General features: G+C 35.1%; 18 protein-coding genes and 1 pseudogene. 3 read left to right on the top strand and 16 right to left on the bottom strand.

Features of this window, described 5'->3' with window-relative positions; genetic code table 11:
* Nucleotides 1–6: 6 nt before the first annotated feature.
* The 14 genes and pseudogenes from uvrC to secB form a co-directional block, all read right to left on the bottom strand.
* Nucleotides 7–1824 carry an excinuclease ABC subunit UvrC gene (uvrC, locus tag HGO49_RS04870; RefSeq protein ID WP_012481994.1) on the bottom strand — a complete coding sequence of 606 codons (1818 nt, stop codon included), beginning with the start codon at nt 1822–1824 and terminating at the stop codon, nt 7–9.
* Nucleotides 1808–3916 (bottom strand): glycine--tRNA ligase subunit beta, encoded by a 2109-nt coding sequence (gene glyS / locus HGO49_RS04865; protein ID WP_017532431.1) that lies wholly within the window; start codon nt 3914–3916, stop codon nt 1808–1810. The genes uvrC and glyS overlap by 17 nt, the downstream gene beginning before the upstream one ends.
* A 3-nt stretch (nt 3917–3919) precedes the next feature.
* Entirely contained in the window at nt 3920–4759 is an 840-nt protein-coding gene (locus HGO49_RS04860; RefSeq protein WP_017532430.1) for a glycine--tRNA ligase subunit alpha, read from the bottom strand.
* Nucleotides 4760–4803: 44 nt separating this feature from the next.
* Nucleotides 4804–5562, bottom strand: coding sequence for a hypothetical protein (locus tag HGO49_RS04855; protein ID WP_017532429.1), 759 nt, complete (start codon nt 5560–5562; stop codon nt 4804–4806).
* 322 nt (nt 5563–5884) lie between these two features.
* A pseudogene (locus tag HGO49_RS04850) lies at nt 5885–6744 on the bottom strand (IS982 family transposase).
* A 476-nt stretch (nt 6745–7220) separates the two neighbouring features.
* Complete coding sequence (gene hemB, locus HGO49_RS04845; RefSeq protein WP_017532427.1) at nt 7221–8219, bottom strand: porphobilinogen synthase; 999 nt, start codon at nt 8217–8219, stop codon at nt 7221–7223.
* Nucleotides 8212–9237 (bottom strand): NADH-quinone oxidoreductase subunit NuoH, encoded by a 1026-nt coding sequence (nuoH, locus tag HGO49_RS04840; RefSeq protein WP_017532426.1) that lies wholly within the window; start codon nt 9235–9237, stop codon nt 8212–8214. Before nuoH ends, hemB begins: the two co-directional genes overlap by 8 nt.
* Nucleotides 9221–11269: an NADH-quinone oxidoreductase subunit NuoG gene (gene nuoG, locus HGO49_RS04835; protein ID WP_026092690.1), complete on the bottom strand. Its 2049-nt coding sequence runs from the start codon at nt 11267–11269 to the stop codon at nt 9221–9223. Before nuoG ends, nuoH begins: the two co-directional genes overlap by 17 nt.
* A gap of 5 nt (nt 11270–11274) precedes the next feature.
* Nucleotides 11275–11487: a hypothetical protein gene (locus HGO49_RS04830; protein ID WP_017532424.1), complete on the bottom strand. Its 213-nt coding sequence runs from the start codon at nt 11485–11487 to the stop codon at nt 11275–11277.
* 245 nt (nt 11488–11732) lie between these two features.
* Nucleotides 11733–13190: a leucyl aminopeptidase gene (locus HGO49_RS04825; protein ID WP_017532423.1), complete on the bottom strand. Its 1458-nt coding sequence runs from the start codon at nt 13188–13190 to the stop codon at nt 11733–11735.
* Between the two features lie 124 nt (nt 13191–13314).
* On the bottom strand, nt 13315–13956 hold the full coding sequence (locus tag HGO49_RS04820) for a protocatechuate 3,4-dioxygenase (RefSeq protein ID WP_017532422.1): 642 nt from the start codon (nt 13954–13956) through the stop codon (nt 13315–13317).
* A gap of 162 nt (nt 13957–14118) precedes the next feature.
* Nucleotides 14119–17259: a bifunctional proline dehydrogenase/L-glutamate gamma-semialdehyde dehydrogenase PutA gene (gene putA, locus HGO49_RS04815; RefSeq protein ID WP_017532421.1), complete on the bottom strand. Its 3141-nt coding sequence runs from the start codon at nt 17257–17259 to the stop codon at nt 14119–14121.
* A gap of 127 nt (nt 17260–17386) precedes the next feature.
* Nucleotides 17387–19990 (bottom strand): aconitate hydratase AcnA, encoded by a 2604-nt coding sequence (acnA, locus tag HGO49_RS04810; RefSeq protein WP_017532420.1) that lies wholly within the window; start codon nt 19988–19990, stop codon nt 17387–17389.
* A gap of 6 nt (nt 19991–19996) precedes the next feature.
* Entirely contained in the window at nt 19997–20500 is a 504-nt protein-coding gene (secB, locus tag HGO49_RS04805; protein WP_017532419.1) for a protein-export chaperone SecB, read from the bottom strand.
* Between the two features lie 165 nt (nt 20501–20665).
* Here secB and HGO49_RS04800 point away from each other — a divergent pair, with 165 nt between their 5' ends.
* From HGO49_RS04800 to HGO49_RS04790, 3 genes are read left to right on the top strand one after another with little or no spacing between them, the layout of a single operon-like run.
* Nucleotides 20666–21325 (top strand): Tim44/TimA family putative adaptor protein, encoded by a 660-nt coding sequence (locus HGO49_RS04800; RefSeq protein ID WP_017532418.1) that lies wholly within the window; start codon nt 20666–20668, stop codon nt 21323–21325.
* A gap of 14 nt (nt 21326–21339) precedes the next feature.
* Nucleotides 21340–22044: a DNA polymerase III subunit epsilon gene (gene dnaQ / locus HGO49_RS04795; RefSeq protein WP_017532417.1), complete on the top strand. Its 705-nt coding sequence runs from the start codon at nt 21340–21342 to the stop codon at nt 22042–22044.
* A 35-nt stretch (nt 22045–22079) separates the two neighbouring features.
* Nucleotides 22080–22679 (top strand): SCO family protein, encoded by a 600-nt coding sequence (locus HGO49_RS04790; protein WP_017532416.1) that lies wholly within the window; start codon nt 22080–22082, stop codon nt 22677–22679.
* A 52-nt stretch (nt 22680–22731) separates the two neighbouring features.
* Here the strand turns inward: HGO49_RS04790 and rnc are convergent, their stop codons facing one another.
* Nucleotides 22732–23424: a ribonuclease III gene (gene rnc / locus HGO49_RS04785; RefSeq protein ID WP_026092689.1), complete on the bottom strand. Its 693-nt coding sequence runs from the start codon at nt 23422–23424 to the stop codon at nt 22732–22734.
* Nucleotides 23425–23516: 92 nt separating this feature from the next.
* A complete protein-coding gene (locus tag HGO49_RS04780; protein ID WP_017532414.1) occupies nt 23517–24584 on the bottom strand; it encodes a quinone-dependent dihydroorotate dehydrogenase in 1068 nt (355 codons plus the stop codon).
* Nucleotides 24585–24631: the final 47 nt, after the last annotated feature.

Genomic DNA, 24631 nt, shown 5'->3' with positions numbered 1-24631 from the left:
GAGTACCTATTTAGGAGTACCTTTCTTAGAATTCACGTGTTGAAGAATGATTTCTGCTAAACCTTTACTAATTCCAGGTACGTTTTGAATTTCAGCTAGAGAAGCTTTGCTTATATTTTCTACAGAACCAAAATGAGACATGAGTGCCTTCTTTCTTTTACTGCCAACACCGGATATTTCACTTAATTGTGAAGCAAAAAACTGTTTATCGCGTTTTTTTCTATGCGAAGTTATCGCAAAACGGTGAGCTTCATTACGCAGCAATTGTAAATAAAGCATGACCTTACTGTCACTTGCTAGAGTAAATTCTTCTCTGTCCGGCACATAAAATCTTTCATTTCCTGCATTACGATCATGACCCTTTGCCATACAAGCAAAAGGAACTTTTATATTCAATATTTCCAACACATTCTGCACTATGGAAACATGTCCTGGACCGCCATCAATCAGTAAAAAATCAGGGATTATATCTTTTATATTGCCAGAGAAACGTCTAGTCAGCACTTCTCTCATCATTTTATAGTCATCACCTGAAATTTCTTCTTTTATAGTAAATTTTTTGTATTCACTTTTTAAAAAACCTTCCTGCCCTGCAACAATCATCACACCAACTTGTTGATTTCCAGATATATGGCTATTATCATAAACCTCGATACGCTTTGGAATATTTGGTAACGAGAAAATCTTCCTAAGCTCTTCGAGCTTTTCTAGGTTATTTCTATAATCAGTAAGCTTCTGTTCTAGACTATGCTGAGAATTATTGTAAATAAAATTCAATAAATCACGTTCTTTACTATTTTTCGCATGCAAAACTTTTATTGATTTTTGAGTAAGAGCATAAAGTGCTTGTTCTATAATTTCCTTATCCTTAATAAAATCGGGAACGTAAATTTGCGCTGGTGGTGTGTTAACTGGATTATACAAATTGACCAAAAAGGTGGATAAAATTTCATCATTTGAATGATCACTACAATTCTCAATGAAGTAAGGAATGCTTCCATAGTTACCTTTATCTCTGAAAGATAGTACACCAATGCATGCTAAGTCTGCCTCACGTACAACGCTAAAGAAATCTGCATCTTCTTCAAAAGAAAAATCCATTGGCTGCATTTGAATTTGCTGAAGAAATTTCAATCGATCTCTATAGACAGCAGCAAGCTCGTAGTTCATCTCCCTACTGCACTTTTCCATTGTAGAAAATAGCTGTCTTTGCACTTCTTTATTCCTTCCTAGCAGAGTATCTTGTGCTTGTTTTACTGATTTGCAGTAATCATCTTTTGTAATTTTATCTACGCATGGTGCTGAACAGCGCTTAACTTGATACTCAAGACATGGTCTTTTTGTTGAAGAGAAATATTGATCTGAACATACTCTTAAGAGAAAAGCTTTTTGCAATGATAATATAGTGTTCTTAACAGCAGCAGCAGATGGAAAAGGGCCGTAGTAATGAAACTCATTCTTCTTAAACTTACCTCTATATTTCGCTATTCTTGGATAATCATGCTTAGAAATTGTTATATAAGGATAAGATTTTCCATCCCTAAGCAAAATATTATAAGATGGTTTTAACGATTTTATTAACTGTGCTTCAAGAAGCAATGCTTCGATTTCATTCTCAGTGATGAATATTTCAACCTTAATAACCTGTGAGATCATTACTCTGATTCGTTCAGAAAGGTTTTCGAATTGAAGGTAGTCAGATAATCTCGACTTCAAGTTTTTTGCTTTACCAATGTATAAAACCTTACTCTTATCTCCAATCATCTTATAAACGCCACAGGATTGTGGAGATGATTTGATTTGTTCCTTATATTGCCTGAGCATTTATCAATTGTTTAACCTGTATAAGGTTAAACTCTGCTACTAAATGAAAGGTAGAAACAACATTTGCAAGCAAAGATAACCTGTTTATTCTAAGCTCATTAGAATCACAGTTAATCTTTACACTGTCCATAAATTGATTGATAAATGGAGCAAAACGAGCAAGTTCATCAAGCGCTGTATTAAAGTCGTTATTTTCTATCGCTTGTTTGATGTTTTTACAAGCAGATATAGCACAATTTGATAGCGCAATCTCCTCATCTTCAATCAAAAACTTCTTACTGTAAGATGCATTATAAGTAGTGCCATCACTTTTTCTCACTTTGCTCATCATGTTACTGGCTCTTTTATAAGTGCTTAGAACCTGTTCACCTTCTTTTGTACTAAGATAACGATCCAATATCACAGTTTGCTTTTCCGCTTTCAGCAGATCATTAATATCGACTTTATATAGTATTGAATCTACAACATCTTGCCTTATATTTCTATTTTTTAAAATAATCTTGAACCTTTCTAAGCAGAATTTAAATACTAGTTTTAAAATTTGTTTTTCACTTGGCTTATCAACTGGAGTTATATTTTTATTCAATAGAAGCCTTGAACATAAAGATACTGACTTATCTATCAGCAATCTAATTGGAATATGCAAATTATTTTCAAGTATTGTTCTAATTATACCAATTGTCATTCTACGCAAACCAAACTGATCATACGAACCAGAGATTTTCTCACCTGCTGCAATTAAGCCAACCAAACTATCCATTTTGTCTGCAATAGCTACAGCAATCGCAGTAGGAGATCTAGGGCATTCTTGGTCCGATCCAATTGGCTTATAGTGCTCAGTTATAGCTTCCACTACTTCTTTATCCTCTTGAAAATAAGAAGCGTAGTATCCACTCATTACTCCTTGCAATCCCGGAAATTCTTTCACTATCAACGTTGCAAGATCTGCCTTTGCTAAATATGCAGCACGTTCAACTTTAATTAATGAAGCATGTGGAATAAATATCGCTATATACTTTGAAAGAGCGATAATACGCTTCACTTTTTCTTCTACGCTACCGAGCGAAGCATGAAATGAAATAGAGCTCAATTTTTTGACATAGTAATCTAGGTTTTCCTTCTTGTCTTGAGATATCAAAAACTGGGCATCAGCAAGACGTGCTTCTAATATTCTTTCATGGCCTTTGACAACTTCATTGTTGTTAACATTTACAACAGTAACAAAATGTGATATTTTCTGTCCATCACTTAAAGCAAGATACTTTTGCTGCGTATTAATTATACTAAGTATTACTTTCTTCGGTAATTCTGATGATTTTACTTTACCAAATAATACTATTGGCCACTCTATAAGCCCTGCCAATTCATTAAGTAAATAATCATTTTTTTCAAGTTGTAAGTTCTCCTCTTTTGTAAACTTATTAATCTGATCTAGTATAAATTGCTTTCTTTTGTCCAACTGGAGAATGACATTATTTTTTTCTAACAATTCAAAATAGTCTTTGGGTGTTTTAACAGTAAGTACTGCATCACCTGAAAGAAACCTATGACCATACGTCACGTTGCATGCTGTAACCCCTGCAAAAGATATAGGTATTATTTCGTCATTTAAAATACATAGAATATTTTTAATTGGCCTAACCCATCTCTCTTTTCTTTCACTCCATCTCATACTCTTTGGCCAAGAAAAGTTTTTTAGCATTTCCTCCAGTTGATTTTTGAGAAACCCGTTGATGTTAAATAAGCAGCTTTCTCTCTTAATGAAGTAAAAATCTTCATCATTTACTTTGCGAATGAGTAAATCTTCTTCACCTTTCCGATTTTTTCTCAAAAAACCTTCGATAGCACTTTTCGGTGCATTAACTCTTGGTCCTTTAATTTCATTGTTAGAATCTTTTAGCTCTAAAGCACTTATGCCATCAATAAAAAGAGCAATGCGACGTGCAGTCACATAAACTTCTATAGATGCAAATTTCACATTATTTTTACTAAAAGCATTAGTGATATAGCTCTTAACCTGAGCTGCAGATGAATTCTGCATTCTTGATGGAATTTCTTCTGAAAGACATTCAAACAATAATTGTGACAACATATTCTACTTTGCTCTATATAATTCACAGCATTTTTTTGTTAACTCTCTCACTCTACCAATATAGGCTGTACGTTCATTCACACCAAGCACACCTCTTGCATCAAGTAGATTAAGTAGATGGCTCGTTTTAATACATTGGTCATAAGCTGCTATCGGCAATTCTTTTTCAACAAGGAATTTACACAGTTTTTCTGTATCCTCAAACTGCTGTTGTACTACTTTAGTATCATAATAATCAAGTGCCAGGTAAGAAAACTCTCGCTCTCTTTGTTTAAAAATATCTCCATAAGTTGCACCGCTACCGTTCCACATTATGTCGTAAACATTATCTACACCCTGTATGCACATTGCTAAACGCTCTAACCCATATGCTACTTCACCAGGAATTATTCTGCAGTCAATACCTCCCACTTGCTGTATATAAGTAAGTTGTGTTACTTCCATTCCGTTGCATGTAACCTCCCAACCAAGACCGGATGCACCAACACTTGGGTTTTCCCAATCATCTTCAATAAACTTAATATCATATTCTTTTGTCGATACACCAAGAGCTTTTAAGCTATTTAAGTAAACATCTTGCAAATTGCTGCCAGATGGTTTTATTATAACTTGGTATTGATGATGCTGATATAAGCGATTAGGGTTGTCGCCATAACGCCCATCTGTAGGTCTTATTACTGGTTGTAGATACGCAATTTTTGTTGATTTTTCGTCAATTGCTGACATGATTGTTGCGGGATGTAGTGTTCCAGCTCCAACTTCAGACGTATATGAATGAAGTATAGTACACCCTTCATCTGCCCAAAAATCTTGTAATACCTTTATTATATCCTGTAGATTCACGCAAACTGTATATCTTTTAAACTGAATACATAAGCAAATAAGTACTATTCTATACTTATTTTTTTAATAGTGCCATGAAAATAGTCACTCAAGGCTATTGAACTTTCTTTTACATACTCAAATATGCTTTTGTTTAGAACAATCGCATCATGCATAGTCAGATCGCAGAATATAAATGCAGTCAAGTACAATAAAATCACTGCATAAAACACATGAAAAATCCCTTCAAATGTGATTGATATTGCATTGTTATAACTAAGCTGTATCGTACTTATCGGCCATGGTTTTATTACTTCTACAATATTAAAAAATAAATAAGGTATTATAAAGAAAAAGAACAAATGCATAAGATCATTAAACCAAAATGGACATTTAAGTATTGCCTTGCATATACTTAAATAGAATTTACTTACAATATAATAAATTGACATTATTGCCGGCATCGAAAGCGCAACAGTCATCACCTGTCCTGATGCTATTTGTACTACTATATTCTCATCACTGCTGGCTGAAGGATCTTGAATGTGAAAAATGGATATTGCAACTAATTGCAGCACTAACATAACTATTGCTAGCTTGGTAAAAATAGCAGCTACAACTATGCCTGAATTCGGCATTTTATATAGTATAAAATCACCTCCGTATGTAAGCATTAATATAATGTCGGTAATAAATAATATTAGAAAAGAAGACCAATAATGCTGCCAACCCGGTAAATATCCTACTCCTAAAAAAGAGCTTACTATTTTGGCAGGAAAAACCTTGCCTAGCACCTTACCCAAAAATTGAAAAAAAATCCCCATGTCCTAACTAACACTTGACTTATATTTTTCACAATACTGAATTGTAATGGACTTATCAATACACTTCTTGCATAGAAAAAAGACAAATAGTTAAAAACGATCTAAGTTTAGCAATAACCATTGCCCCTTCTATCGTCATCCCAGTGCCCAGGGATTGGCTCTTTTTTTCTAGATTCCAGTACTGGAATGACATCTTCAATATTCTTACATCTGATCTCAAACTATGGAATAACACCGTTATACGTACTGGAATATGGGCATCATTCAAGTAGCTGATCTCTATGATGGCATCATCCCAGTACTGGAATACCCCAGTTGCGGATTAATCAATACAGTAAAATGTAGAAATAGAGGGCTTTTTAGGCTTCATAGAATATGAAACTAATGTGGAAAAGATGTGCACCAAGAAATTTATTGGAGACCTGTGTCTTGAATGCTCAAGATCAAGTCTGTTTTTGAGGTAACCAAAAACTGTTTCAATAATCGACCTTTTTCTTAAAAAAATCTTTTCTTCAAGAAGCATTAATGTATTTTTCATACCTTTTTTTACTTTGGTAACGAGTTTTATTCCTCTATCGAAGAGTTTTGCAAAGAGCTCTTTCTTTATATAGCCCTTATCACCAAACAAAAGACCAGTCAGTTTTTCAGTTAATTTTGGTACTGGTTTTCTGTCGTCAACGTTACCTTTAGTCATTGTAACTCCTTGAATTTCACCTTTTTCATTAATTACCATATGCAATTTAAAACCCAAAAACCAGCCATATGTAGTCTTTCCAAGCTTTGCCAATCCTTTGAAAACTTTGTTTCTTGAGATTCTTTTTGGATGGCAAACAGCGATAGAAGTTGCATCTATGTACGAAATTCCGGTCATTTTTGACTGCTCACAAAGCCACTTTAACAAGAGCACTAAATACCTTTTAGCCTAATAAATCTACTATATGTTGGCAAATTTTGAAACTCAGATCCATGTAGTGCTTTCAAATAATATGTATAGAAAGATTTAAAGTCCTCACATCTAGATTGTTGATAAAGTAAAATTATAGTAAGAATTTCAGAATGCGTAATCCCTGGCGTTCTGGTAGGTTTTTTACTGTTTGGCAGGAGTTTTTCTGCGAAATTTTTGTTTATAGCCTTGCAAAAATCGTCTACAAAGCAAAATAATTCTGTTACATTTTTATTCATGGGTAACCTCTCTATTTTTTGATAATATGTTTCCGGAGTTTACCCTATTTTCCTGGCTTTTTCACTGACTTCTAATCCCCAACTGGGGTTGGGATCCAGAACAGGTAATAAGAACTGGTCACACGCTGGCCTGAAGCTTTAACTATAAATATTAAAAAATTTACCAAGCAAAAAAAAGGCAAAAAAATCCCTCAGTAGTGAGTTTTGACCCTATAATAATGTAAATTGGCATTGTAATAATGTGCTAACGCTTAAAATAAGCGTGTTTTGGCTGAATGTAGAAAAAATAAAAAAGACATGCAGCCGCTATAATTTCATGTAATCTGCCAATATATACCTGAGTTTTTTACTGAATTTTTGTTATTAAATCTGTAGAGATTAAAAACAAGGATAAATACTCTTATTGATATGATAAGGAAAGTGGGAAGGTTTGTCAAGTCACTTCGGCCAGCTACCTACTTAGATGTTCCACACTGCTAAGTAGATACCAAATTTTTTGCAACATCAAGTGCAGCATAAGTAAATATTGCACTTGCACCTGCACGTTTAAAACCAATTAAGGACTCATAAATCACTCTGTTATAATCCAGCCAGCCATTATTTGCTGCAGCTTTTATCATTGCGTATTCACCGCTTACTTGGTAAGCAAAAATCGGAAAATTAAACTTTTCACTTGCTGTTTTTATTACATCTAAGTATGGCATACCCGGCTTTATCATAATAAAATCTGCACCTTCATTTATATCCATTTCAATTTCGCAGATTGCTTCGCGTACATTTCGATAATCCATTTGATAACCACTTTTGTCGATGAAATTCGATGAAGCGCACGAACCAACAACTTGCCTGAACGGCGCATAGAAACTAGAACAATATTTCACTGCATAGGACAATATTGATACATTCTGAAAGTCATTATCATCCAATGCTTTTCTTATTTTTCCTATCCTACCATCCATCATATCAGAAGGAGCAACTATATCACATCCTGCCTTCGCTAAAACAAGTGCTTGCTTACACAGTACTGATATAGTTTCATCGTTTTCTACATCCATCTGATTATCTTTTAAAATGCCGTCATGGCCATGAATAGTGTATGGATCCAGTGCAACGTCTGCAATAATACCAATTTCAGGTACCTTTAATTTTACAGCACAAATTGCTCTGCAGATTAAGTTGTCAGAATTATATGCTTCTTCAGCGTTTTCAGATTTTAGTTTACTATCAACTACAGGAAAAATTGCAACAGCATTAATCCCCGAGTCCTTAGCTTTCTGAATTATAGAAATTAATCCATCTATTGAATAACATTTGATATCAGGTAAGCCAGAAATTGGTTCAGTTGTTTCTTCTCTGTCGTGAACAAATAGAGGAAAAACTAAATCATTTACTGATAAGCTATTTTCACTTGTTAAATTGCGAACCCATTTGCTCGAGCGCCTGCGTCTTAATCTTGTATTTGGAAAATTAAACATTGGATCCAGGTAAATTCCCAGTAAAGAGCAACACTCCTGAAATGAGTACCACCCAAAGCACCGATATTGGCAGAAACACTTTCCAACCAAGGCGCATTAGCTGATCATATCGATAACGAGGTATTGTTGCTCTAATCCAAATAAATACGAATAAAAGTATAATTATCTTCAAAACGAACCAAATTAAACCTGGAATTTTATAAAGCAAACCAAGTTCTAACGGAGGATACCACCCTCCTAGAAAGAATATTGTCATCATAGCACTTGCTAAAATCATATTTGCATATTCTCCCAAGAAAAAGAGAGCAAAAGGCATTGATGAATACTCGACGTTATACCCAGAGACGAGCTCTGCTTCAGCTTCTGGTAAGTCAAATGGGTGACGATTAGTTTCGGCAAGCAAAGAAATAAAAAATATTATTCCTATAGGCATTAGTAATAAATCAATCCAAAATGGCATATTATGTTTCGCTACCACCATCTCTCCAAGATTTAATGTGCCAGTTGTAATAACAACTGTAGCAACTATTAGACCTATTGAAACTTCATATGAAATCATTTGAGCAGCTGACCTTATAGCGCCAAGAAATGCATAATTAGAATTACTAGACCAGCCTGCAATAATAATGCCATATATTCCCAAAGAGGATATAGCTAGCACATAAAGCACTCCAACATTAATATTTGCTATTACCTTAGGGATTATTACCTGCTGTCCATTTTCTGTAATTATTTCAGCTCCAAATGGTATAACTGCCCAGGAAATTAATGCTAAAATAAAGGTGAGCATTGGAGCCATAATAAACAGTATGGTGTTTGCTCTAAATGGTATTATCGGCTCTTTAATTATCAATTTGATAGCATCTGCAAATGGCTGTAGTAGCCCAAATGGCCCTACTACACTTGGACCATGCCTTAGTTGAATTGCACCAATAACTTTACGCTCAAAGTACACTAAATATGCTACTGAAAGCAGTAGCGGTACTAAAACAAATAAGATATTAATCAGCGTGTCCATGGAAAGCTTTAGTACAATCTGCCATTATTTTTGAAGCGCGACTTATTGAGTCTGTCATATAAAAATCATACTTTTTTAGAGTGAAAGGGATATTACTTAATTTGATCTCATTACAAGCAATTGATACCCATTTATTTTCTACTACTTGGTCAGCATCTCTAAACTGTGGACCAATAGTGTCTAATTTTTTCCTAACATCAAATAGACTATCATATAGAAAGGAAAGACCCAAATATTGGGATAAATTTTTTATAATCAACCAATCTTCCTTTGCTTCACCAGGAGGAAAAACAGCTAAATTTGTTCTCTGTACTCGCCCTTCAGTATTTACATAAGTTGCATATTTTTCTGTGTATGCAGCTCCAGGTAGAATGACATCTGCTATATGCGCTCCCCTATCACCATGATGTCCTTGATAAATTACAAATGTATTTTCTAATTTTGATGTATCAATTTCATCTGCACCAAGAAGATAAACAACTTCTACCTCGCCATTTTCTGCTTGCTTTAATATTTGACTAATATCCTTTCCATCTTTTTTAGGAACAAATCCAACATCGAGTCCACCAACCCTTGCTGCAGCCTTATGCAGTACGTTAAAGCCATTCCAGTCATCTCTGATCATGTTAAATTTTTCTGCAATTTTGCCAGCTAGAGCTAAAACTGATTCAGAATCATCTCTTATTAATGCATCTTGACCGATAATTAGCATAGGGTTCTGAGCCACACTCAGTAACTCACAGAATTTATGATTTCCCTCTTCTATTTCTTTTAGAACGTTTGGACCATCACCTAATCTTTCAACATTATATAGATATTCAAGATTAGGACCAATATTTGCAATAGTGAAATTACCTTGTAAATATCTCTTTCTCAATCTTGCGTTAATTATTGGTGCTTCTATTCTTGGATTTGTATTTATAAGCAGACATAAATCTGCATTTTCTATACCCTCAATAGTGGTGTTGAATACATATGACCCACGATTATTTGGTATAAGCTTTGCTCCATCTTGCCTACAGTCTATATTCCCCGAGCCGAGCTTCTGCATCACTTCTTTGAGTAGAAGCATAGACTCACAATCTGCTAAATCACCTGCAATTGCAGCTATCTTATTTGATTTTGTATTCTTTAATTTCTTTGCAGCAACAGTTAATGCTTCATTCCAATCAACTGGGGCTAATTTACCATCTTTTTTTACATAAGGTCGATCAAGACGCTGAACTTTTAGTCCATCATAGGCAAAACGGGTTTTATCTGATATCCATTCTTCATTTACCTCTTCGCTCAGCCTTGGTAATATTCGCATAACTTCCAGGCCACGATAATCAACTCTAATGCTACTTCCCACAGCATCTAGCACATCTATAGTCTCACAATGTGATAGCTCCCATGGACGCGCTGTAAAGGAGTAAGGCTTTGAAGTTAAAGCCCCTACCGGGCAGAGATCTATGATATTTCCAGATAATTCAGAACTAATATGCCTTTTTATGTAAGTGCTAATCTCCACATTTTCTCCCCTTCCGATTCCTCCAAGTTCATTTGTACCTGCAACATCAGACAAAAATCTAACACACCGAGTGCAATGAATGCATCGATTCATCGCAGTCTCAATCAGTGGTCCGAAGTGTTTTTTTGGCACAGCCCTCTTATGCTCATCAAGTCTGCTGGTTCCTTTCCCATAAGCCATCGTGATATCTTGCAAATCGCATTCACCACCTTGATCGCAAATTGGGCAATCAAGCGGGTGGTTAATTAGCAAAAACTCTAGTACTCCTTCACGTGCCTTTTTAACCTTAGGGGTATCAGTATGAATAACCATTCCCTCTACAACTGGCATTGCACAAGAGGCTACTGGTTTGGGAGGTCCACCCTCCACTTCAACCAAACACATTCTGCAGTTACCAGCGATTGCTAAACGCTCATGATAACAAAAACGCGGAATTTCAACGCCCACAACTTCACAAGCTTGAATTATGGTGAGCCCATGCTCTACTTCACATTCCTTAGAATTAATAGTAACTTTAACCACAACTATTATACAGCTTCCCACTTTATAGGATTGCCGCTTATCTCATCTTCAACCAGATTGCCGTTGTCATATTGAGCAGACATATAATTCATGCGCGAGTCACGATCTATATATCTAACAGGTTTTACCGGTTTATCTTTATACATTTTTTGCTCGGCCTTCTTACGCTGAGTAGGGTTATTTTTACTAGCTGTCTTTGCTTTCCCACCTGCTGCCATATAAACTCCTAAAAACTTTTCATTCTATTTTAACACTTAAGTATATAGCGTCAATATTTAATAACTTTAAAATTTCAATAGATCTCTTATTATAATCATTGCTTAAATAAAAAGTTACTCCTTAATATCATTCCAGTGCTTGACCAGAAAAAAAGAAATATGCATCAGCTACTTTCATTTGCTGCGCCTCGAAAACAAACGTTCATGTAGCTGTGAGTCAAGCCATAAATCCAGTATAAAGACCTTTAATCATTGGCTTCGTAGTACTTTTCAATCAACTTATTAAGTAACCTTACACCAAAACCTACTGCTCCTCTTGGACAAATGTCAGTACCTTTTTCATGCCAAGCAGTGCCTGCGATATCTAAATGTGCCCAGCAAGTTTCATTCACAAAACGCTGTAAAAACTGTGCAGCCATTATGCTATCTCCACCAGAGCCTGCAGGAGCGATGTTTTGAACATCAGCAATCGGTGAATCAATAATTTTGTCATAAGTTTCATTCATAGGAAAACGCCATAACTTCTCACTTACTTCATTTCCTGCATCAATCAGACGGTTTGCTAATTCATCATTATTTGAAAAAAGACCAGCATATTCGTTATTTCCAAGTGCAACCACTATAGCACCAGTTAAAGTTGCAAGATCAATCATAAATTTTGGTGAGAATCTGTCTTGCGTATACCATAAAGCATCTGCAAGTATGAGCCTTCCTTCTGCATCGGTGTTCAACACTTCTATCGTCTGTCCAGACATTGAAGTTACTACATCACTCGGCCTTTGAGCATTACCACCCACTGCATTCTCTGCAAGTGCGACCACGCCAATTGCATTTACTTTTGCTTTTCGTCCTGCTAAAGCATGCATCACCCCAACTACAGCAGCAGAGCCTGCCATGTCATATTTCATTGACTCCATACCACGTGAGGGTTTTAGTGACACTCCACCAGTATCAAACGTTATACCTTTGCCCACAAAAGCTATTGGCTTTTGTTCTTTAGAAGCCCCATTCCATTTTATCACTACTAATTTTGGTTCTTTACTACTTCCTTGTGCGACTCCAAGCAAGGCTCCCATTTTTTTCTCTTCCATCTGCTTTTTATCAAGCACTTCGATTTCAAGGCTAAGCTTAGTAAGTTCTTTTTTTATATGATCAGCATAGGATTCTGGATATAGAATGTTAGGAGGCTCTGTTATAAAAGAGCGCGCAAGGAATATACTCTCACCTTCTTGCCTTAAGTGCTGAAATGATCTTTCAGCATTACTTAATTGCTCATCTTTTACTAATACGGTAATTTCCTCTACCTCTGTAATTTTCTCATCCTTTTTAGTTTTATACTTATCAAACTTAAAACTACGCAGAAACGCACCATATGCAACATTTGCTGCACTACCTTCGATTAAAATCTCTGCTTTCTTAATTTTTAATCTGCTTAGCTCACAATATATTTTACCACCAATATTTAATCCTTTGCTTTCATCCCATTCATCTCTCATTCCAAGACCAGCAACTATAATATTTTTTCCCTCTGATGAAGTGACGGAGAAAAATTCACCAAAACCTCCACTAAAACCACTAAATTTCTTGATGTTATCTATAGCTTGCTTATCTTGTAGAACACTAGTTATGAGCTTATCACCCTCAAACAAACCTACCACTAGCGTCTCAAAATCGGGTAAAGCTTTAGAAATTGTTATCTTCATCGTTGACATCTCCGTTGCAAATAATTGTAAGCTGCACATAAAACATTAGTAAGATATTTTTCATATACATTTTAAGTACAATAGCCCTTAAGACTACTATGAACTCCCCTGATATGCAAGGTCCTTATCTTTTATCAGAAAATTTGTTATGCCCACCTAGGGTTATATTAAATGTGTAGGTCTTCATGGCCTGATTGTTATAAGTAAATGGTGCTATCAGAAGGCTTGCAAGTCCACTCTCAATAAGATTACCAAGAAGAAGATCATCACAGTTATCGCAATTATGATCAGCAAAAAACATTTGTGTTGTGAATTCTGGAAAATCTGGATGTTGGACCAAAAAGTTGATGTGTGGAGCCCTATCACCAATTTTACCTGGTACTATTGTAATAAAATTATAATAGCCAAGGTTATTTACTACAAATCTTCCTGATCCAGCAAAATTTGGATCAAGCTCCACACTTTCATCATAATAGCTCATGCCAAGTGAGTCTGCGTGCCATATAGAAACCACAGCATTTTGTATTGGTAAGCAGTTTACATCAGTAACTCTACCCACTACATTTATTAATTCTCCTGCTGCACTATTTGGAGAGCCAGGCTTTCTTCTTAAATTATTTGAAGAGTTAAAGCTTTTTGGCCTTGTTTCAAGATCATAAATCCCTGGAGTTTCAATACAATTAAGCAAAATAGGATCAGCTGCAAATAATGATACACCTAATACAGATTGTACTAAAAACGCTAATAAGATATTTTTCACATTCATTTTGTTTATAGTGCTTTTATCAGAATTATAGCAACCTTTTTCTTTTATTAAAGATAAGACTTTCTTTGAAGCCTCCTTAGAATCACAGCTATCCCTTCAGTGTATTTCAGATTTCAACACTGCATACACAACTGCACGGACTTCCAATTTAGAAATTGCAAATCAATCCAAACACGCAAGTGTAATGTTACCGCCACATGCTGTAGTGTTGACACTTACAACCTTTTCTGTAGAAAAACGTTGCAGATAATTAGGACCACCAGCTTTTGGTCCGGTACCCGATAGTCCTCTGCCACCAAATGGTTGTATTCCAACTGCTGCACCTATTTGATTGCGATTGATGTATACATTTCCAACTGATATTTTCTTGCTTATTAAATCGATCTGACTTTGTACACGGCTTTGCAAAGAAAACGTAAGTCCATATCCTGTATTGTTTATATCACTTATAACTTCATTTAACTGCGACTTATTAAAACGTATGATATGTAAAATAGGTCCAAACACTTCTTGCTTTAATTGCGAAATTTTTTGTATCTCATAAACATATGGAGGAAAGAAATAACCGTTATGAGAATTTGTACCCATAGGGACCTTGGAAAGAAGGTTTGAATCTTTGTCCCTTGACATTTTCTCCGTATGTTTAGTCAGCATATCAATAGATACTTTGTCAATTATTGGCCCAATATCCGTGCTCAGTTGTATTGGATCACCAATCTTTAATTCTTGAGTCGCATCGCATATCATTTTTATCTGTTTTTCTGCTATATCTTCTTGAATAAATAGCACTCTAAGCGCGGAGCAGCGTTGACCGCTACTCCGAAATGCAGAAAGCAAAACATCCGTAGTCACTTGCTCTAAAAGAGCAGAGCTATCAACAATCATAGCATTTAATCCACCAGCTTCAGCGATAAGTGGCACAATAGGACCATCTCTGCTAGCAAGCATTCGATTGATTATTTGAGCAGTTTGTGTTGAACCAGTAAAAGCTACACCGGAAATTCTATTATCTGGCACTAATATTTTACCTAAATATTGACCATCTCCTGGAACAAGATGCAATACATTCTTTGGTATCCCAGCTTCATGTAGTATCTTAATGGCTTCATAGGCAATAATTGGTGTTTGTTCTGCCGGCTTTGCCAGCACTGCATTACCTGCTGCAAGCGCAGCTGAAATCTGTCCAATGAAGATAGCAAGTGGAAAATTCCATGGTGATATGCACAAAAAAACTCCTCTGCCTTCAAAAAAGATGAAGTTATCTTCACCTGTTGGACCTGGCAATTTTTTCCAGTCATTCAGTTTATTTTTTGCTATCACTGCATAATAACGCAAAAAGTCGATTGCCTCTCTTACTTCTGCTATTGCATCGGACAAAATTTTTCCTGCTTCCACTATTAGAATGTAAATTAATTCTTTCATTCTTTCTTCAAGCAAATCCGCAGCTCTTTCAAGGTGCTTAGCACGTTCTTCTGCTGAAACATTCTGCCATTCAGTAAAAGCAATATCTGCTATTTTAAGAGCATTTAAAGCTTGATCACTTGTTGTGCTTGACGCCTCTCCAATTACATTTTCCAAATGTGCAGGATTGACTACTTCAGTAAATTTCGCACTGTCAAAAAGCGACTCTCCATCAATTATAGGGCCAACCTGCCATTTCTTTTCACTAAATTCTCTTATATCATTTGCGAATTGCGAAACTGTAATTGAATCGCTAATATCCATCCCCAAGGAGTTTTTTCTTTCCTCTCCAAAAATATCTCGTGGCAACAGAATGCTTGGATGAGGCTCATATTCTAAGCTTTTTACTTTTTCTAATGGATCTGAGACTAATTCTTCAATTTTAACGTCAGAATCATTTACTTGATTGACAAACGAGCTATTAGCTCCATTTTCAAGAAGGCGCCTAATAAGATATGGCAATAAATCACTATGTTTACCAACTGGTGCATATATACGACAATTGATGCTTGTTGCAAGTTCTGACATTGCATAATCATACAAGCTTTTACCCATTCCATGTAAGCGCTGAAACTCAAATCCAGGATGATTTTTATCAGCAAGCTCTATTATAGTAGCAAAAGTATAAGCATTATGAGTTCCAAAGCATGGATAAAAGTGACTTGCTTTGCTTAAAAGTTTCTGCGCGCAGGCAAGGTAGCATACATCCGTGTAGCTTTTTCTAGTAAACACTGGATAACCAATTAACCCTAATTCTTGTGTGCGCTTGATTTCTGAGTCCCAATATGCTCCTTTCACAAGTCTCACCATAATTTTATGCTTTGACCGAATGGCAACATCTTCAACAAAATCAAGAACAGACAAAGCACGTTTTTGATACGCTTGCACAGCCAAGCCAAGCCCTTCCCACTCAGAAAGTGATTCATCAAGACGCAATTGCTCAAATAAAACTAATGACATCTCAAGTCTTTCTGATTCTTCTGCATCTATACATAATGAAATGTTATATTTTTTTGCTTCATGGCAAAGCTCCAACACCTTAGCTCTCAGCTCTTCAGCTATATTACCAAATTGGCTAAACTCATAACGTGAGTGCAGTGAAGACAATTTGATTGAAACCCCCTGAGATTTAAAGCAATCATTTATGTCAGCAGATTCACCTATGGCTTTTATTGCATGCATGTATAAATTAAAATACTCTTCCGCATCCTCAACTGTGCAAGCAGATTCACCAAGCATATCAAAAGAGCATAAATACTTACTGTAGTCATCTGATTTCACACTTTCCAATGCTTTTTCTATAGTTTCTCCAACAATAAAATGCTTGCCAAGAATGGATATTGCTTGTTTCACCGCTTTGCGGATTATTGGCTCTCCTAAATTTTTCAATAACCTGGAAATTATGTGATAGAATTTTGAATCCTCTTCATTGTTTCTTAATATACTGCTTCCTATAATTAAACTCCATGTAGAAGCATTAACAAACAATGAAGAGGAACGCCTCAAGTGTTTATTCCATTCTTGGTTGGCAATTTTATCTTTTATCAATTCATCTATTGTGTAATCGTCTGGTATTCTAAGTAATGATTCAGCAAGACACATTAGCGCTACTCCTTCGTCGTTAGAAAGTGAGTACTGCTGTATAAAAGAATCTATAATGCCTAATTTACTACCTCTAATCTTTTCGACAATTTGTTTTGCAATATTGTAAACTATGTTTTTTGAATCAGCCGAAAGTTCTGATTTTTCTACAAGATAACGTACGTGACTTTTTTCATCAGCACGATAAAATGCCTGCAATCGTTTTCGTAATGCGTTAGGTTCTTGTATAGAACTGATCATAATTATCTACAAAACACCCTTTATCATATGTAAGGTAAGATTATATCATAACTTTGCATCGAATAAATTATTATTTAAATAAAGAGCCAGAATCGATTCAAAAAACCTAGTTAATGACTGTGATAGCTCAAAAGGACTGCGCAAGTATATAGCTCAACACTCCACCACTCATCAAGTACTTAACCTCAGTTGCAGTTTGTACACAGTACTTGAGTTGAATGGATTGCTCTGAATCATCCTTTCTTTTAATGATACATTCTAGATTTCCATTTGGTACTACTTCACCTTTCATGCTCACTATCTCACTACCATCAAATATCTTTCTCGTTACTCCATCCTGAAATGCAAGTGGAAGAACACCCATACCGACCAAATTGGACCTATGTATGCGTTCAAAACTTTCTGCAATCACAGCTTTAATTCCCAGTAATGCAGCACCCTTTGCTGCCCAATCCCTACTTGAACCTGTACCATATTCTTTTCCTGCAATGACAACTAATGGAACAGCTTCTCTTTTATATTGCATTGCTGCATCAAAAATTGACATAGTTTCTTGAGAAGGAATATGTTTTGTATAGCCACCCTCAGTGTTCACCATTTCATTTCTTATTCTGATATTAGCAAAGGTTCCACGCATCATTACGTTGTGGTTACCGCGGCGAGATCCATATGAATTGAAATCTTGTGGTTCAACTCCAAGACCTTTTAAATATATGCCTGCAGGACTATTTGAAGCAATATTCCCAGCAGGAGAAATGTGGTCAGTAGTCACGCTATCGCCAAACATCGCGAGTATTCGTGCATCCTTTATATCAAAAATGTTGCTTTTATCATTGCCAGTCAATAAATTATCAAAATAAGGAGGGTTTTGTATATAAGTACTTTTCGCATCCCAGTTGTAGATTTCACTTTTCTCACACTTTATCTTTTGCCAATACTCATCACCAGAGAAAATATCCTTATACTTTTGTATGAACATTTCACGTGTCACAACACTTTTAACACAGCTCTCAACTTCATTATTTGTTGGCCATATATCTTTGAGATAAACATCATTTCCATTCTTATCTCTGCATATAGGATCTTTTGTCAGGTCAATTTGTACAGTGCCCGCAAGTGCGTACACAACAACAAGTGGAGGAGATGCTAAGTAGTTAGCTTTGGCTAAAGGATGGATTCTTCCTTCAAAATTACGATTACCAGATAAAACTGCAGCAACGGTTAAATTTTTGTTTTTAATATCATCCTCTATATCTTTATTGAGCGGACCGGAATTTCCAATACAAGTTGTGCATCCATATCCAACTAAATTAAAGCCCAAAGTATTTAGATCTTCTTGTAACCCTGACTTTTCTAAATATTCTGTTACAACTTGTGACCCTGGAGCAAGAGAAGTTTTAACCCAAGGCTTTGATTTTAATCCAAGATTGACTGCATTACGCGCTACAAGGCCAGCAGCAATCATCACGCTTGGGTTTGAAGTATTGGTGCAGCTTGTTATTGCTGCAATCACTACGCTTCCATCTTGGAATTTATCGCTTTCCTTTGACTCATTAACTGGAAACGATTTAGAAAAGGATTCTGCCACTTGTGAAAGAAAAACCTTATCTTGCGGTCTTTTTGGACCGGCCATTACTGGCTTCACACTCGATAAATTAAGTTCCAATGTATCAGAAAATGCTAATTCGTCATTACTACGCCACAGTCCTTGTTCTTTTGCATAGATTTCAACTAATTTAACCAACTCATTTTGCCTTCCGGTTAAGTTTAAATAATCTAGTGTCTTCTGATCAATTGGGAAAAATCCACAAGTTGCACCATATTCTGGGGCCATATTAGCTATGGTTGCTCTATCTGCCAAAGATAAACAATCTAAGCCATCACCATGAAATTCCACAAATCTGCCAACAACGCCTTTTGTTCTCAGGATATTAGTAATCGTTAGCACTAGATCAGTTGCTGTTACTCCCTCTGAAAGTCTTCCTATTAATTTAAATCCTACTACTTCTGGAATTACCATACTAATTGGTTGACCAAGCATCACAGACTCAGCTTCTATTCCACCAACACCCCAACCAAGAACCGATAAACCATTTACCATAGTAGTGTGACTATCTGTACCGACCAAGGTATCTGGATATAGAACTCCACTATCATTACATACAACTTGCGCTAAATATTCAAGATTCACTTGGTGGCAAATTCCAGTACCTGGTGGCACTACTCTAAAATTTATGAAGGATGACTCTCCCCATTTTAAGAATTGATATCTCTCCAAATTTCTTTTTACTTCCAGTGCAACGTTTTTACCAAATGCAGAAGTGCTTCCGTAACTATCTACTTGAACAGAGTGATCGATCACAAGATCAACAGGTACAGATGGATTTATTTTGCTTGGGTTACCTCCGTTTTTCTTCACATAATTACGCATTGAAGCTAAGTCAACGACAGCAGGAACTCCTGTGAAATCCTGCATCAAAACCCTTGCTGGCTTGTAGCTAATTTCGTGATTAATGTGTTTCTTGACACAATTTGCTAATATCTTTATGTCATCTAATTTAACGCTTACTCCATCTTCGTTGCGCAATAAATTTTCAAGCAATACCTTGAGTGAACAAGGCAATTTGGTTAAATTTACTCCTAAGAATTTACCAGCGTTACTTAGGTTAAAGTAGTTATATAACCTTCCATCAATATTTAAAGTCGTCTTTGCATTTAAAGAATTGTTCATCCTGTATTAGTTAAAATTGGAATTACTAGCGCTACTTTTTTGTTGTTGACTTTGCTGCTGATACATAGTTTCAAAATCTATAGGATCTAGCATAAGTGGAGGAAACCCACCACTACTTGTAGTTCTTGCAATTATTTCTCTTGCAAAAGGGAAAAGAAAAGTAGGTCCACCAATAAATAAAGCTTGTCTCACCTCTTCTTCACTTAGCTCTGTAAAGTTTTCTATTGAAAAAATACCGCAATACTTTACCTCGCAAATGAAAGCTATATCATCTTTTACATCTTCATCTTTTACCGTTGCTTTGGCTTCTATATGCAAAGTAATTTCATGAAAAGGCTTTTCTTCACTTATTCCTTTTTTATTTTCTGTTCCTTCTAATTTTGCTGAATTAATATTAACCATTACATTAATATCGGGAGCTTTACTAGAAGAAAGGAATGGCGAATTTGGATTCTCAAACGAAAAATCTTTGACATATTGACCATGAATTTTCATTTTATGTTGTAACATTTCTTAAGTCTCCTTTAATTAAGTTGAGATGTTTAATACTTTCTTATATAATATATCCATTTATAAACGAATAGTAAACCTAACTATAGGTTAATATGAAAAACATATTTTTATCAATAATTAATAATATTTAGATACTTTATATATCAAAAGGAGCAAGTTACCATGATAGAGCTTGTAATATATGCTTTACTAGCGGCGTTTATTTTTTCACGCTTATATAACTCTTTAGGAAGATCAGCCAGTCTCAATCTAAAAAAGCTAACAGGTGTATTGGATGTAAGTCAAAGTAAAGAGGATGTGGTAGAAAATATCGAAGATTATACTTATAGCAATGACAAAAGTTCAATAGAAGCTACTTATGAACAAATATTACAAAAAAACAGAGAGTTCTCTATTTCCAATTTTATACAAGGTTCAAGCATAGCTTTTGAATTAATAATAAAATATTTTAACCAAGGAAATTTACCTCAATTAAAACCCCTTCTGGACAAAGACTTGTATAACAGTTTTGTGGATAAGATTAAACATCGTAAAGAGATACATGAGTCTATAATTGTTTCTATCGTTTCACAAAAAATCTTAGAAATAAAGTTAGTGAAAAATGTAGCATTTATTGCAGTATATTTCCTTTCAGAGCAAATTAACTTTGTTAAGAATAATGAAGGGGACGTCATATCAGGTAGTATGTCTACTATTAACAAAGTTGAGGATGTATGGCAATTCAAAAAAAATATTAATTCATCAGACCCAACTTGGATGCTTGTTTCTATTAACTATAAGAAGGCAAGTACTGATAAAAATTTAACAACAAATGACAAATAAGATTAATTACACTGATGGAAAGTAGGTTGCGAGAAATAGTACTTGATACTGAAACTACTGGTCTTGATACTGGATCTGGCCATCGAATTATCGAGATAGGATGTGTAGAACTAATTAATCGTGTTCCAACAGGTAAAACATTTCATCGATATCTTAATCCAGAAAGAGATGTACCTTACCACTCATTTAAGATTCATGGTATTAGTGAGGAGTTTTTAGAGGATAAACCACTATTTTCAGATGTTGCATTTGAATTTCTCGACTTCATATCTAATGACATTTTGGTGATTCATAATGCTGAATTCGATGTTAAGTTCCTTAATATGGAGTTAGGCAAGTTAAATGCTGGGTTAATTTCCTCAGATAGAGTGCTAGATACATTGCCGCTTGCAAGAAAAAAGTTTGTAGGATCACCTGCTTCTTTAAATGCATTATGTAAACGTTTTGACATATCGCTGGAAGGTAGAGAGTTGCACGGAGCATTAGTTGATGCTCAATTGCTTGCAAAGGTCTACGTTGAGCTTACAGGAGGATTGCAAACCTTTTTGTTTAATAATAAATGTGATCAGGACAATAGCTCTACGTTTATTCAGCATAAAGTGCGAAATTTAGCTCGCAGAGAACATTCACCAAGCAGCGAAGAAATTGATGAGCATAAGAAATTGTTAGATAAAATTAACAATCCACTTTGGAAGGAATATGTTGAATCAATCAGCTAATCAAGATATGATTTAATTTTATTGGAAACGCTTTAATGGTAAAATTCATAAGGTTATTGTCTGGTTTATTAATAATAGTAGCAGCTGTCTTCTTAGGTTATTGTTATTTTACCAAGCAAGGCATATTTGTTTCACAAAATACAGAAATTAAAATAGGTGGGGATTTTTCTTTGATTAATCAAGACGGACAAACAGTACGCAGTAGTGATTTTAAAAATAAGTATATGATGATTTTTTTCGGATTTTCCTCATGCAAAAGAATTTGCCCTATGAACCTCGGAATAATTTCAGAAACACTTGCAAAGTTAGATAAGAAAACTGACAATAAGATACAAACATTTTTTATCACAGTTGATCCTGAGCGCGATAACATAGAAAGGCTTAAAGAATTTCAGCAGCAATTTGACCATAGAATACAAATGCTAACTGGTGAAAGACAAAAAATAGATGAAGTAGTTGCAAAGTATAAAGTATATGCAAACAAAGTAGGTGGAGAAGAGGAAATTAACCATTCTTCAATAATATACCTTATCGGCCCTGAAGGAAAATATGTCACACACTTTGTAGCTGATTTAAATTCAGATGAAAGTCAACCTGATAAGATTCTGGCTGAGATAAAAAAATATGTAAGCTGAACTAAAGAGCTTAGCTTACTTTAAATTTATGCTAACGGCTATTTTGATTAAACTAAGTCGTTTTTTTAATTTTTTCTAGGATCAACTCAGCAGCTTTTTGTTCAGCAATTTTCTTACTAGGAGCGCATGCAGAAACTTTGTCATAACTCTCTATGCAAACTGATATAGTAAATTCAGGATTGTGTGCTGGTCCAGTTTGTTTTACAAGCTCATACTTTGGTAAAGGTAATTTATTTCTCTGAGTCCATTCTTGCAGTGAAGTTTTAGGATCTTGAGGAGGATCGAGGATATCTTTAGCTAGCTTTTCCCAATGTTGGATAATAAATTTTTCAACACTCTCAAGTCCACCGTCAATATAAATTGCACCTATTAGTGCCTCAAGCGAATTTTCTAAATTTTTTAAGTTACATTTCCCTCCGTTGCAACGTTCACTATTATTCATTATGATAAAGTTACCTAACTCTATTTCTTTAGCAACATTAGCAATGGTACTGCCACAAACTAGATCCGTTTTTCTTTTTGCCAATGCTCCTTCTTTTTCTTCAGGAAACATTTTAAACAGCATAGCAGATACAACCATGTTCAAAATACTATCGCCCAAAAACTCTAGCCTTTCGTAGCTTACGATCTGGTCTTCGCTATTCCTTTTATTTACGCTTGGATGGGTTAATGCCTCTTCTAATATTGCATGATCTGTAAATTTATAATTAATAACTTTAGATATTATATCGTTCAAAACTTTCATGTTCATCATTCAAAAGAAAAGCACTCCCTATCATACCTTTACACTAAAAAGTTAGCTCTACTTTACTAAAACAATATCAATAACTTCCAAAATTAATGTATACAACCCACTGCTTCAGTAATGTTACTAAATCCATCTCTTCTTACCAATTCTGCAAGTTCCAGGTTGATTTTGTTCACAACTTGATGCCCCTGGTATACAAGAGCAGTGTACAGTTGTACTAAAGAGGCTCCTGCCTTTATTTTTTCATATGCGTCAACACCACTTGAAATTCCTCCACATCCTATCAATAGAATTCTGCTTTTGGTAAGCTTGTACATGTCACTCAATAACTCGGTTGAAAGTTGAAATAATGGCCTGCCGCTCAACCCACCACTCTCATTATAGTAAGAATCTCGACTTATCGTAGTGTTGCTTACTATTAAGCCGTCAATTTTATATTCTAGTGTAAGCTCAGCGATATTTTCTTTTGTTTGCTGATCTATATCTGGAGAAATTTTTAATATTATCGGTATGGATTCAGAGCTATCGATTGATTTCCGGGTTAGAGTGATAGATTTCAACAATTTGGATAATTCTTGTTTATTGTGCAAATCGCGCAAGTTAGGTGTGTTTGGGGATGAGATGTTCAGTACTATATAATTGCTCTTTCCATATACTATCTTTATTAAGTCAACATAATCGCTGATTTGGTCCTTTGATGTACTGTTTCTTCCTATATTTATACCAAAAATACAATTACCAAGTTTAGTTTCACTTATCTGTTTAAGAAAATAGTCTACTCCTTTATTATTAAATCCCAATCTATTAATTATTCCTTCATCTTTAATTAATCGAAAAATTCTCGGTTTTTTGTTTCCATATTGGGGATGTTTAGTTACAGTACCAGCCTCAATAAATCCAAAACCAAATGAGAGCATCGGCTTTACAACTTCCGCATTTTTATCAAAACCTGCAGCAAGACCTACAGGACTCCTAATTTTATTACCAAAAAAGTTTACATTTAAAGACTTAGGTAGTTCTATAGGTTTCCTACAGGGCATCTTTTTTAACGCCGTTATTACCAAGGAGTGAGCGATTTCAGGCGGCAGTAAAAACAATAAATTACGTAATATCATTTTGTAAAACACTTTGCTTATTTTTAGTTTATTTTTTACCATGCAACAAGAATAACTTAGAAAGCTTGAGGTTTATCAAAATAGTAAGT

The organism is Wolbachia endosymbiont of Diaphorina citri (assembly GCF_013096535.2).
Classification (GTDB): domain Bacteria; phylum Pseudomonadota; class Alphaproteobacteria; order Rickettsiales; family Anaplasmataceae; genus Wolbachia.
This window is presented reverse-complemented; position numbering and strand designations above follow the sequence as displayed.